Origin of the sequence: Caballeronia calidae (genome assembly GCF_900044055.2) — a bacterium.
GTDB lineage: Bacteria > Pseudomonadota > Gammaproteobacteria > Burkholderiales > Burkholderiaceae > Caballeronia > Caballeronia calidae.
In genome coordinates this window covers 65,851-77,140 of sequence record NZ_FCOX02000040.1, presented here as the reverse complement: position 1 = coordinate 77,140, position 11,290 = coordinate 65,851, and the positions used below count along the sequence as shown (strand labels likewise).

The window sequence follows — 11,290 nt, the reverse complement described above, 5'->3', positions numbered from 1 at the left end:
GGCCGAACTGGGTAACTGTGCTGCCGACAGCGGCCAATTGCCGATCGTTCTGGCGGCGGTAGCGCGCGACGCCGGGGCCGCCCCCAAGCAAGTCCTTGCCGATGCGGGCTACCGCTCGGAGGCGACGTTCGAACAATTGCGCGAGCACCCCGCCGAGTTGATCGTGGCGCCCGGACGCGAGGGCAAGAAAGAGGTGAAGGTCGATGCCCGGAAGCGCCCGCTATGCGCCGCGATGGCCGACAAGTTTACTTGTGCGCAAACTCAGGCGGCCTATCGAAAGCGCAAATGGCTGTCCGAACCGCCGAATGCCTGGGTAAAGAGCGTTCTCGGATTTCGACAATTCAGCATGCGTGGACTGGCCAAGGCACAGGCCGAATGGAAACTCGTCTGCGCGGCGCTGAACCTACGCAGAATGTCGAAAATGACGCCTGCGTAAGTCCCGAAGGGGACAACATTGCCCTGATTTCGCCGCCGGGAAAGCCACTTTTGCGCGCAATGGCGGGCCAAACCGCAATCGGCGTTGACGCCCGCACGATGTGGCGTCAGTACCGGCAGCTCAAATTCTGTCTGCCGCGCGGATTCCTAGCTCTCTGTCTGATGAGATCGTCTCTGGACGCGATGCACCGGTCCAACGTGGTTCGCATTTCTTGCGGGATTTTTTTCGAGATTCTGGCTTCGTTGACGAGCGCGTGGCAACCGGCATCCGCGCAAGCTTGGCGTGCGGAAATGCACAATCTCCTGGGTTCAGGCGCGACGCATCAGGTATCGACAACCCCCGATCACGAGATGTACTCGTGCATAAATGCACACCCACCTTGCGCGCATTGCGTTTCTCTAGTCGCGTCCGACGCGGATAATTCGCTTGAACCGAGGCACATCAGGCGCTCTCAACTGCAAATTAATCAGCGAGATTTCTGTCCTCGGTGACACGAGATACATCTCGCCCCATCGAGGAACCGAATTCATGGAAATCAGAACTGTTGCATTCATCGGCGTCGGAAGCATGGGCGCGCCGATGGCCCGTCGCGTTATGCAAGCAGGATTCGAACTCACAGTTTGCGACCGCAATCCGGCGGTGCTCGCGTCGTTCGAGGCGCAAGGCGCACGCGTCACGATGTCGGCACGAGACTGCGGAGCGGCCGATGTCATCGTCGTCCTGGTCGGCAACGATGCGCAGATCAACGACGTGACGATCGGCGCCGACGGCCTCGTGCATGGCGTCGACGAAGGCCGTGCGCCGGTCGTCTGCGTGATGAGCACGACCTTGCCGGGTACGTTGCAAGCCATCGCGCCTCAGTTGAGCGCGGCTGGCGCGCGTCTGATCGATGCGCCGATCAGCGGCGGCATCGTCAAGGCGGAAGACGGCACGCTGACGATCATGCTGGGCGGCGCGTCCCCGGACATCGACGCCGTCATGCCGGTCATGCACGCGATGGGGCAGAACCTGTTTCGATGCGGCGAGCTGGGATCGGCCGAAGTGGTCAAGGTGGTGAACAACATGCTCTGTATCGCGACCATGTTCCTGACCGCCGAAGCCATCGATCTCGCCGAGCGACACGGCGTGAAGTTCGAGCAGATCGCGCCGATCGTCAATGTCAGCACGGGACGAAACTTCCTCACTGTCGATGCTGCGGAAGCCCGTCGTCAATACGGCGCGTGGGCGCGATCCGAGCAAGCGTTCGGCGCACTGGTGAAGGTCGTGAGCAAGGATCTGCATCTCGCCAGGGATATGGCCGCGTCGGGCAAGCTCGATCTCGGTCTTCTCGATGAAGTCTCACGTTATGTCGACGCACACGGCAGATCGGCAATGGATCAATGGATGCGTCACGGAGGCGTTCGCTAAGGCACATGCGGTGACCGGCAAGGCGTAGGTGGCGCCGGCAGCAAATAAATAATAAATATTTAGGATTGGAGACGAATGTATGAGCTTGTTTATCGTCGTGGCAGCACTGGCATTTTTGATGTTCGCCGCCTATCGCGGTTACAGCGTGATTCTGTTCGCGCCGATCGCCGCGCTCGCGGCCGTGCTGCTCACCGAGCCCGCCTCCGTAGCGCCGGTGTTCTCCGGCATTTTCATGGAGAAGATGGTCGGCTTCGTGAAGCTCTATTTCCCGGTTTTTCTGCTCGGCGCACTGTTCGGCAAAGTGATCGGGATGTCGGGCTTCGCCGCGTCCATCGTGGCGGCTGCGATTCGCCATATCGGGTGTTCGCGCGCCAACGTTGTGATCGTCGCGGTTTGCGCGTTGCTCACGTACGGAGGCGTGTCTGTGTTCGTCGTCGTGTTCGCGGTGTATCCGTTCGCGGCGGAGCTCTACCGGCAGAGCGATATCCCCAAGCGGCTGATGCCCGGCGCCATTGCGCTCGGTTCCTTCTCGTTCACGATGGACTCGCTTCCGGGCACGCCGCAGATCCAGAACATCATCCCGACGACGTTCTTCAAGACGACCGGCTGGGCCGCGCCGTGGCTCGGTGTGGGCGGCTCCGTGTTCATGGTCGCGATCGGGCTCGCGTATCTCGAATGGCGCCGCCGCAGCGCGATGGCCAAGGGCGAGGGTTACGGCAGCGTGCTCGTCAACGAACCTGAACGGGCCGACACCAGTGCGCTGCCGAATCCGATGCTGGCGATCCTTCCGCTCGTGCTCGTCGGTGTGGCGAACTTCGTCTTCACGAAGTGGATTCCGCTCTGGTACGGCGCTTCCTACACCGTGCCGCCGGAGCTCCTGCCTGGCGTGCACGCCCCGCTTACGACGCCGATCAAGACGGTCACGGCGATCTGGGCGGTCGAGGCAGCGCTGCTGCTCGGTATAACGCTCGTGATCGTCACGGCGTTTCGCCGCGTGGCAGCCGGTTTCGCGGATGGCTCGAGGACCGCGGCGGCTGGCGCGTTGCTGGCCGCGATGAATACCGCATCGGAATACGGTTTCGGCGGCGTGATCGCGGCGCTGCCGGGTTTCGTCGTGATCAGCGATGCGCTCAAGGTCATCCCGAATCCGCTCGTGAATGCGGCGGTGTCGGTCAGCACGCTGGCGGGCATCACGGGCTCGGCGTCGGGCGGAATGAGCATCGCGCTCGCTGCGATATCCGATCAGCTGATTAAGAACGCGCAGGCCGGGCACATCCCGATGGAAGTGCTGCATCGCGTGGTCGCAATGGCAAGCGGCGGCATGGACACGCTGCCTCACAACGGCGCGGTCATCACGTCGCTGGCCGTGACTGGACTCACGCACCGGCAGTCCTATCGCGACATCTTCGCCGTCACGCTGATCAAGACACTGGCCGTGTTTTTCGTGATCGTCGTGTACTACACGACGCGCCTCGTCTGACGGCTTTCAATCAACGCAATCAGGGAGACTCGACATGCCCCGACTCGATGGAAAAGTAGCCCTTATCACCGGCGGTGCGGCGGGCATCGGCCGCGCCACGGCGCTGGCCTTCGCGCGCGAAGGCGCACGCGTCGGGTTCATCGATCGCGATGTTCAACAGGGACGCGAGACCGCGCAGCGCATCGAAGCTGCGGGCGCGCGTGCCCTTTTCATCGAAGCCGATGTCACCGATGCGGAGCAGGTCGCGTCGGCGGTCGGCGAGGTTGTGCGCACGTTCGGTGGCCTGCACATCCTGCACAACAACGCGGGCGGCTCTTCCGCGCGCGATGCCGCCGTGACCGAAGCGCCCGAGGACGAATTCTGGGCACGTATTAGGATCGATCTCTACGGCACGTGGCTCTGCTGCCGTCATGGTATTCCCGAAATCATCAGGAGCGGCGGCGGCTCGGTCATCAACATGAGCTCGATATTTGCGTTCCTCGGCACGCATGGCAAGGACGCGTACACCGCCGCCAAGGGCGCGGTGAGCGCGCTCACGCGTTCGATGGCGGTCGAGTTCGCGAAGGACCGCGTGCGCGTCAACGCGATCGCGCCCGGGGCCACGTCGACCGACCGAGTGGTCGCGATGATGAAAGTGGATGGCGTGACGGGTATCTCGGCGCGGAACCAGCTCTTCGGGATGATTGCGCCGGAAGACGTGGCATCGACGGCGCTGTTTCTCGCATCCGACGAATCGCGCTCGACCACGGGCCACATTCTTCCCGTCGATGGCGGGCTGATCATTTCCTGATTTCACTCAATAGACATCACGATGAACGAATACACTGACATCCTCTACGACTTGCGAGACGGCGTCGCGCGCATCACCATCAACCGCCCTGAAAAGTACAACGCGTTTCGCGGCCGGACCTGCGATGAACTCATCCACGCTATCAATGCGGCGTCGTGGGACAAGGCGGTCGGCGTGGTCGTGCTGACCGGCGCCGGTGACAAGGCGTTCTGCACCGGCGGCGACCAGTCGGCGCACGATGGCGGCTACGATGGACGCGGCGTGATCGGCCTACCGGTTGAAGAATTGCAGGGTGCGATCCGCGATTGCCCGAAGCCCGTCATCGCGCGTGTGAACGGCTTTGCGATCGGCGGCGGCAATGTGCTGGTCACGTGCTGTGATCTGGCGATCGCGTCCGACACGGCGCAACTCGGTCAGGTCGGTCCCAAGGTCGGTTCCGTCGATCCGGGATTCGGGACTGCGCTGCTTGCCCGTGTGGTTGGCGAGAAGCGCGCGAGGGAGATCTGGTTTCTCTGCCGTCGATACACCGCGGTCGAAGCCCTGAACATGGGGCTCGTCAATGCGGTCGTGGCGCACGAGCAGTTGGACGCCGAGGTCGAGCGGTGGTGTCAGGAAATCGTTGCCATGAGCCCGACGGCGCTTGCCATCGCCAAGCGCTCGTTCAATGCGGACAGCGATTCGATCCGCGGCATCGCGGGGCAAGGCATGCAGGCGCTCGCGATGTACTACGACACTGATGAGTCGAAGGAAGGCGTGCGGGCGTTTCTCGAGAAGCGTAAGCCGAAGTTTCGCGATGTGTTGGTGAGGCGGCCAGACGCGAACTGATCTCTCTCCATCGTTATCGGCAACTATTCCATTGGCACGCGAGCCGAGGCAATTCAGGCTCCGACTGTTTAGCGGACCGACTGCATTCATGGGAAGTGTTGAGTAGACCTCGAACGCAACTAATCGTCTACCCCTCCAATGCTCACTAATAGCTCCGCCAACCCAGTGTTTGCAAGGGGGACGGAGGATCGACGAAAGGTGTTAACGTTTCTACCGCTTGTCAAAGTCCGCGATGTTGAGTTCAATGGTGGCCGATGGATGTGCCCTCAGTTTTCGTTGCGCAACTCCATGGATTCGGCTAAATCCATCGTTGAAAACCTTGAGCATCCGCGCTTCGTTGGCGTTAGGCGGAAGCCAGAAATACGCCTCAAGAGCGATACGCAAGACGGTGCAAGACACGGTCTCGCCTTTCCATATCAAATCAAACGCGACGAAGCGTCGATCGGCCGAGATCCGAGGTTCCGGGACAAGCACTTTCATGATCAATTCTGCTGTTATTGAGGTTAAAGCTGGAAACACAGGAGTTGATGTGCCCCTGGTTTGAGAAGCACTAGACTTAAGCTACCAGTCGATGCGGTGCTTTTCGTCCGTCTCTTGATGGCGTCGGTCGTCGTCGATGTGCAGGTATAAGCTCGTGGTTGTCAGCGATGCATGTCCAAGGGTATCGCGGACCATGCGCAAATCGACCTGTCGATCGGCCATATGCGAACCCGCGCTGTGCCGGAGCCAGTGAGCCGAGGCTTTTTCCAGCAGGTCGGCACGAGCCGCCGACGCTTCATCGCGCTCACGAAGTCGAGCGGCGGCCTTGGCAAAAACATCCTTGACGATCGCATGCAGCGCGGCGCGGGTCAAAGGCGCACACGTCTGCGTGCCACCGTTCGCTGCCGTCGCGCCAATTGGCAGGACCAGCGGCGTATCCTCATTCGGCGAGGGCAGCGCACTCAGCCCGAGGTGCTGTCGGTACCGCGAGAGTTCCGTCATCATTTCCTGGGTGGCCGGCACCAGCCGTTCCTTGCCCCCTTTGCCATGCACGGTCAGCCACCATCGAACTGCGCCATCCGCATCGCGCCGGACGAAGAACTGGCCCATCGTGTTGGCGCCGACCTCCGCGATGCGCAGTCCACCCAGATAGAGTAGGGTGAAAAGCCATCGTACCCGGACCGCATGGGCCGTTGCTCGATCGGTGTCCCGCGGCATGGCAGCAATTGTGTCCTTGACCTCCTGCCAGATGCTCGGCTCCAGATAACGGGTGATGCGTGGCGCCGCGTGTTTGGCGCGCTGTCGTGAAAGCGAGAGAGGATTGCCCGCCAGATAGCCGGCCTGGACCAGCCACGAGAACAGCGCATTCAGGATTACCACGGCCTGACGTTGACTGGCGGGCGACAGGGGGCCATAGAACGGACGCCAGCGCGCATCGCTGCGCGCGTGTTTGCGGCCACCGCCGGCGACCCACGTCGCGGCCGGTTGCGGATCGGCCAGGAACTGCTGATAGCGCAGGCAGTCCTCGTGCGTCAGCGAGGAGAGCGGTTTGCCGAGCATGACGACGGACCAGAGCAGGAGCCGCTCTGCTTCCTTGCGATAGTTCTCGAAGGTGGTCTTCGTATCGACGAAGCGCGAGAGCCACGCGCGGATCGCATTGAGATCGTTGTCCGCGGCGATCTGCGCGCGACCCGTCACAGCCCGGTTCAGCCCTGCGCTGCCATCCAACTCGGACGGAATCACGAGCGTTTCCAGCGGTGCAGGCTGCAGCGCGGTTGGGGCGGACGGGGGCAGGGCGCGCTTCAAGAACACCTCATTCAGATTTCGCCATTTCGGCGATCATAATCGACATTATAGGATTAATGTCAAATAGGCGCCCTGGTCTCGTTAGATTTGGTACGAAATACGTTGTATTATGTTGGGGTTCTCTGCTCCTTTGCGCCCATGTCCGACGTTCTCTCCGACGAAGTCCGCCTCGCGGCCGACATCGAGCGCCTCAAGGTCGAATTTCCCAAGACGCGCGAGCTCTATCGCGAGGTCTGCGGATTGCTGTTCTTCCGCTTCGGCGTCGCGCCGACCGCGAACCGCCTCTACAACCTGGTACGCCGCGGCACCATGAGCACCCCGGCGTCGGTGTTGAGCGAGTTCTGGGCGGAGTTGCGCGAAAAGAGCCGCGTTCGCATCGAACATCCCGACTTGCCGACGGATCTGAGCGAGGCAGCGGGCGAGTTGATCGCGACGCTCTGGACGCGGGCGACGACGTTCGCGCACGCCGAGCTGACCGCACTGCGCGACGAAGTCGAAGCGCAGCGCGCCGAGTCCGAACAGAAACTGGTGGCAGCGCGCGACGAGCTCGGGCGGACCGAAACGGCGCTCGAGCAGCGCACCGCGGCGTTGCTGGCGGCGCAGGTCGAGATCCGCGAACTGGAGCGGCAGCAGGCCGAGGAGGCCGCCACGCGCAAGGCGCTTGAGGCGGAGATCAAGCGTCTGGGTGAAGAGGCGGTCGCGCGCGAGCGAGAACTGGAGAAGGTCCGTCACACCTTCTCGCGCGATCTCGAAAAACTTCGGGAGACGGCCAGCCGTGCCGAGGAGCGCTTACGCGCGTCGGAAAAGCGCGCGTTGTTGGAGATCGATCGGGAACGCAGCGCGGTGGCCAAGGCTCAGAAGGAATTGGCCGAGGCAGGCAAACGCGCCGACAAGCGAGAGGCTGAACATCGTCGCACCGTCGAGGCGCTGCAGGAGCAGCAGGGCGATGCCCGCCATCAAACCGGGGTGCTGCAAGGCAAGCTCGCCGCGCTCGAAGCGGCCCACAAGTCACTTCAAGCGCAGTTGAAGTTGCCGCGCGGAACGACACGCCCCCCGGCGCGCCGCGTGCCACCGGCAGAACCCAGTCCGCCAGTCAGGCGAACAGCCCGAAAGGCGACCGTTGGCAAAACGACGAGAGCGAAAGCTCGCACCTAGATAATGACCGGGGTGGCGCCGGCAAGCGGCGCAATCCACGGGCGGTGGGTGCCGCAGTTGCGCCGACGGTCAAAAGGAGTGAACAGGTGAGAAGATCAGCAGAGAACAAGTTAAGGGTCGTGGCGGTGCGCATCGACCCTGTTATCGAACAGCGGTTGCGTGTGCTGGCCGAGGCCACGGGGCGCAAGCAATCGTTCTTTCTGCAGCGGATGATCGAAGAAGGCATAGCAGCGATGGAAGAGACCTGGCTGTCGCCAGACACGCTGGCCAAGGTTCGCAAGGGTGATTTTCCCGAGTTGCTCGCAGCACACAGCACGACCTCGGATCTCTTCGACCTCGATGCGACCGATGCCGCCTCGTAGCAGCGGTGGTTCTGTGTGTTCGTAGCGGTTCGGTAAGATCGTGTTCGTTTTCAATAGAGAGGATGAGACGCCAATGAACAAGCAGGAATTGATCGACGCGGTTGCGTCGCAGTCGGGGACGAGCAAGACCGCCGCGGAAGAGGCGATCAATGCAGTGTTTGAGACGATTTCGAAGACGGTGGCTGCGGGCGACACCGTTCAGCTGATTGGCTTTGGATCGTTCGGGACCGGCGAACGCGCCGCGCGGACCGGTCGGAATCCGCAGACCGGTGAGACGATTGAGATCGCAGCAGCCAAGACGGTGAAGTTCACTGCCGGAAAGAGCTTCAAAGACGCCGTCAACCAGGCGTGAGCGCAGCGACAGCCGGGTGACGCGCGACGGTTGCGGGCGTCCAGCTGGCCGTCGTCGTCCGTTGGAGACGTCACGCTGGGTCAGAAAAGCTGAGTCTCGAGCGGTAAGAGGTTCACCCATTTCACCGCGGTGCGGCGCTCCTGTCCGTCCGGGTGAATGGAGCGAATCATGACGCGTTGCCCGCGCGCTTCCCCCAGGACTTCCGCGATCCGGTCTTCATAGCGCACCAGGGTGCCGCGTGCGGGCTTGCGTTTGAGTTTTGTGCGACGAGGCGGAGCAGACATTTCGTGACAGGCTGACGTGCGATGATGGGATTATGCCTGCCGGTACACAAGCGCAGATTTTTGTCTCCTTCACGCCAGAGTTTGAACCATGCGCCGCATCGCAGTCCGCAATTCGCCGATTCATGGTCGTGGTGTCTTCGCCGCTACAACGATTTCCGTGGGTGACCCGATCCTCGAATACAAAGGCGAAATCATCTCGGCGAAAGAAGCACAGCGCCGATATGAGCGGTCCGCCGCTGAAGACGGACACACCTTCTTCTTCAACCTCGACGACGGACGCATGATCGATGGCGCGCGAGGCGGCAACTCCGCGCGGTGGATCAACCATAGTTGCGCGCCCAACTGTGAAGCCGAGCAGGAGGGCGACCGGATCTTCATCCGCGCGACGCGCAAGATCGAGGAGGGCGCAGAGATCTTCATCGACTACGCGCTTGATGTCGAAGGGCGCCGAACGGCGGCGCTCAAGCGCCTGTACGCATGTCGATGCGGCGCTCGCCGCTGTCGAGGCACGATGCTGGATGCGCGTCCGTAGGCTACTTGTTGTGAGGCACACCCGGTACCAGGTGATTCATGAAAGGACCGTCGTCACCGGCGAGCGCTTCCTCGACGCGTTGAAATGAATTGGCCTGATCGCTCTTCATCGACGACACTCCTGAGCGCAACGACGATGCAGCAAAGCATGCAACAACTCGATATATTTGCCGACAGCCGCGACGTGGTACTGCGCAATGACGTCGTGGAGCAATTGCACCGTCGCGATGCGGTGGAAGCGCGAGCCTCGCTGACGCATCTCGCCGATGAATACCCTGGCGACAGTGCGCTGCCTGCGATGGCGGTGCTTGTTTGCGAACTCGAGAACGAGTCAAGCCTTCCGCTGACCGACCACGCGGAACTGGCCTCAGTACGTCGACACCTCGAGGATGAGGTGATGCCTGCGGCCCAACAGGTGTTGCCCGCACAGGACCTTCATGCGTGGTCGACATCTTGCTGGCGCTCCCTCGCCGAGCGCGCTGCACCGCTGGCGTTTCGCTCGATCCACACCGAAAGTCACGCCGCGCCGCTATGGCTTCGCGCAGGAGGCTGGGCGGCGGCCACTGACGCCGTCAACACGATCGAATCGTGGTGGCGCATCCCGTCCCCCCTCGCCTGGATGACCGAAGCGCGCTGTCGAGCGGCCGGCCTCGATGCGGCGTGGCCACTGTTTGCAGAGTTGGCGTGGCTGGCACCCTCACAGTTCGCCGCATTGGTTGCTGGGCTTCGGGACGCTTCCCTGGATGCGCTGCGTCGGCGCTTCGATGCTGATTTTTCCGGCACAGGCGAAGTCGAGGATTACGCATGGTTCCCAGCTTGGCTACTAGTCGTCAAACCAGCGCTCGCAAGCCGGCTGGGCGAGGCGCGCGTGCAGCGAGATTTGCCGGCGTCGCGTGCCACGGCGTTGCTCGGGGAGATTTTGCGTCGCGAACATGAAGGCGACCAACATGAATTGGTGACCTTGCGCGAAGAACTCAGCCGACTGCATACGGGCCTGCTTGACGCCTACATGGCAACACGGAAAGTGCAGCATCGATGACCGCGTCGGTTCGCGTCACCGGCTTTACTTCCGCGTTGCCGCTGGAGATTTTCTGTCGGACGGAAACACAAACACGCGCAGCGATGTTGCCGGTCGCGTTGCTCTGCCTGCTCGAGCACTTGCGAGGCCAGAGGATGCTTCGTACCAAGCGAATCACTTGAATTCGGTACGGCGTGGCCGCCGGCAGGATCCTGATGCTTCTGCGTCAACGACTCGATCAGGTGCGCGAAGCCTCGTAGTCCATGCGGTGGTGTCAAAGGTTCCAATGCGGTCGTCCGTGGATGTCGAAGGCCTAGAGGGGTATACGTACTGTCCATGGGGAAGGATGGCGGTTCGAGGGTGCTGAGTCGCCTACAGGACGGCTTTGACGCTCTCGGGATTTCGCGTAACTAGAGCAATCGCAAACCCTTGATCTTTCGCCGCTTTCCCGAGCTAACCGCCATTCCCTGCGCGATAGGGACGACCACCCCGAAAAGGCCGAGGAGGCGGGAAGAACGGGCTCGAACGTCCCCGGCGGGTCCCATTCCTGTCCAACCGTGGACACCCAGATGGGCCTCATGCGCTCAACGTACGGGGAAAATTCACGCTTGGGACTCCAGCCTCGCGAGAAATGTTTGCACGCCAGTATCAGTGTGTCCTCGCGCCGCCACGTCAGATTTTCGTGTACGTTCTGGATCGTAAGGTGGTTCTCGATGCCAAACTCGTGCTGGCCAAACTCTACGGCTCTTGCGCCGTGAAGGAGGACAAAGCTCCGGCAGTCTGGCCGGCGTCGATATCGGGAGCGTTCCAACTCGGAATGTTCCAGTTCGCAACGCACGTCGCAAGGATTGAAAATCTGGCTCCG

General features: G+C 61.9%; 13 protein-coding genes. 10 read left to right on the top strand and 3 right to left on the bottom strand.

Annotated elements, in window-relative coordinates; genetic code table 11:
* The 5 genes from AWB78_RS28865 to badI form a co-directional block, all read left to right on the top strand.
* Nucleotides 1-436, top strand: a 436-nt coding sequence (locus tag AWB78_RS28865) for a transposase (RefSeq protein WP_157697436.1), incomplete at its 5' end; no start/stop codon positions are given.
* Between the two features lie 528 nt (nucleotides 437-964).
* Entirely contained in the window at nucleotides 965-1,843 is an 879-nt protein-coding gene (locus tag AWB78_RS28860; protein WP_062609710.1) for an NAD(P)-dependent oxidoreductase, read from the top strand.
* 79 nt (nucleotides 1,844-1,922) lie between these two features.
* Nucleotides 1,923-3,323 carry a GntP family permease gene (locus tag AWB78_RS28855; protein WP_062609708.1) on the top strand — a complete coding sequence of 467 codons (1,401 nt, stop codon included), beginning with the start codon at nucleotides 1,923-1,925 and terminating at the stop codon, nucleotides 3,321-3,323.
* A 34-nt stretch (nucleotides 3,324-3,357) separates the two neighbouring features.
* The gene (locus AWB78_RS28850) at nucleotides 3,358-4,113 is read left to right on the top strand and encodes an SDR family NAD(P)-dependent oxidoreductase (RefSeq protein ID WP_062609706.1); all 756 of its coding nucleotides are present in this window, start codon (nucleotides 3,358-3,360) and stop codon (nucleotides 4,111-4,113) included.
* Between the two features lie 21 nt (nucleotides 4,114-4,134).
* Complete coding sequence (gene badI / locus AWB78_RS28845) at nucleotides 4,135-4,938, top strand: 2-ketocyclohexanecarboxyl-CoA hydrolase (protein WP_062609704.1); 804 nt, start codon at nucleotides 4,135-4,137, stop codon at nucleotides 4,936-4,938.
* A 210-nt stretch (nucleotides 4,939-5,148) separates the two neighbouring features.
* On the opposite strand, the gene AWB78_RS28840 is transcribed toward badI, so the two are convergent.
* Both AWB78_RS28840 and AWB78_RS28835 read right to left on the bottom strand, forming a co-directional pair.
* Entirely contained in the window at nucleotides 5,149-5,418 is a 270-nt protein-coding gene (locus AWB78_RS28840) for a DUF1488 family protein (protein ID WP_062609702.1), read from the bottom strand.
* 81 nt (nucleotides 5,419-5,499) lie between these two features.
* Nucleotides 5,500-6,729 (bottom strand): tyrosine-type recombinase/integrase, encoded by a 1,230-nt coding sequence (locus AWB78_RS28835; protein WP_374729494.1) that lies wholly within the window; start codon nucleotides 6,727-6,729, stop codon nucleotides 5,500-5,502.
* A 132-nt stretch (nucleotides 6,730-6,861) separates the two neighbouring features.
* On the opposite strand from AWB78_RS28835, the gene AWB78_RS28830 reads away from it, so the two are divergent.
* The 3 genes from AWB78_RS28830 (at nucleotide 6,862) to AWB78_RS28820 (ending at nucleotide 8,592) form a co-directional block, all read left to right on the top strand.
* Nucleotides 6,862-7,878 (top strand): DNA-binding protein, encoded by a 1,017-nt coding sequence (locus tag AWB78_RS28830; protein WP_062609699.1) that lies wholly within the window; start codon nucleotides 6,862-6,864, stop codon nucleotides 7,876-7,878.
* Nucleotides 7,879-7,964: 86 nt separating this feature from the next.
* Nucleotides 7,965-8,240 (top strand): YlcI/YnfO family protein, encoded by a 276-nt coding sequence (locus AWB78_RS28825; RefSeq protein WP_062609697.1) that lies wholly within the window; start codon nucleotides 7,965-7,967, stop codon nucleotides 8,238-8,240.
* 73 nt (nucleotides 8,241-8,313) lie between these two features.
* Complete coding sequence (locus tag AWB78_RS28820) at nucleotides 8,314-8,592, top strand: HU family DNA-binding protein (protein ID WP_062609696.1); 279 nt, start codon at nucleotides 8,314-8,316, stop codon at nucleotides 8,590-8,592.
* A gap of 80 nt (nucleotides 8,593-8,672) precedes the next feature.
* Here the strand turns inward: AWB78_RS28820 and AWB78_RS28815 are convergent, their stop codons facing one another.
* Nucleotides 8,673-8,876, bottom strand: coding sequence for a hypothetical protein (locus tag AWB78_RS28815; protein WP_062609694.1), 204 nt, complete (start codon nucleotides 8,874-8,876; stop codon nucleotides 8,673-8,675).
* Between the two features lie 88 nt (nucleotides 8,877-8,964).
* Between AWB78_RS28815 and AWB78_RS28810 the strand changes: the two genes are divergently transcribed.
* Together AWB78_RS28810 and AWB78_RS28805 are read left to right on the top strand one after the other, a co-directional pair.
* Nucleotides 8,965-9,408 carry an SET domain-containing protein gene (locus AWB78_RS28810; RefSeq protein WP_062609691.1) on the top strand — a complete coding sequence of 148 codons (444 nt, stop codon included), beginning with the start codon at nucleotides 8,965-8,967 and terminating at the stop codon, nucleotides 9,406-9,408.
* Between the two features lie 147 nt (nucleotides 9,409-9,555).
* Nucleotides 9,556-10,446: a hypothetical protein gene (locus AWB78_RS28805; protein ID WP_063959036.1), complete on the top strand. Its 891-nt coding sequence runs from the start codon at nucleotides 9,556-9,558 to the stop codon at nucleotides 10,444-10,446.
* Nucleotides 10,447-11,290 lie beyond the last annotated feature (844 nt).

What these genes read in the sequence shown, in the direction of transcription:
- badI (WP_062609704.1), top strand. Translation starts at nt 4,135, where the DNA reads ATGAACGAATACACTGACATCCTCTACGACTTGCGAGACGGCGTCGCG.
- AWB78_RS28860 (WP_062609710.1), top strand. Translation starts at nt 965, where the DNA reads ATGGAAATCAGAACTGTTGCATTCATCGGCGTCGGAAGCATGGGCGCG.
- AWB78_RS28855 (WP_062609708.1), top strand. Translation starts at nt 1,923, where the DNA reads ATGAGCTTGTTTATCGTCGTGGCAGCACTGGCATTTTTGATGTTCGCC.
- AWB78_RS28850 (WP_062609706.1), top strand. Translation starts at nt 3,358, where the DNA reads ATGCCCCGACTCGATGGAAAAGTAGCCCTTATCACCGGCGGTGCGGCG.
- AWB78_RS28820 (WP_062609696.1), top strand. Translation starts at nt 8,314, where the DNA reads ATGAACAAGCAGGAATTGATCGACGCGGTTGCGTCGCAGTCGGGGACG.
- AWB78_RS28840 (WP_062609702.1), bottom strand. Translation starts at nt 5,418, where the DNA reads ATGAAAGTGCTTGTCCCGGAACCTCGGATCTCGGCCGATCGACGCTTC.
- AWB78_RS28815 (WP_062609694.1), bottom strand. Translation starts at nt 8,876, where the DNA reads ATGTCTGCTCCGCCTCGTCGCACAAAACTCAAACGCAAGCCCGCACGC.
- AWB78_RS28810 (WP_062609691.1), top strand. Translation starts at nt 8,965, where the DNA reads ATGCGCCGCATCGCAGTCCGCAATTCGCCGATTCATGGTCGTGGTGTC.
- AWB78_RS28830 (WP_062609699.1), top strand. Translation starts at nt 6,862, where the DNA reads ATGTCCGACGTTCTCTCCGACGAAGTCCGCCTCGCGGCCGACATCGAG.
- AWB78_RS28805 (WP_063959036.1), top strand. Translation starts at nt 9,556, where the DNA reads ATGCAACAACTCGATATATTTGCCGACAGCCGCGACGTGGTACTGCGC.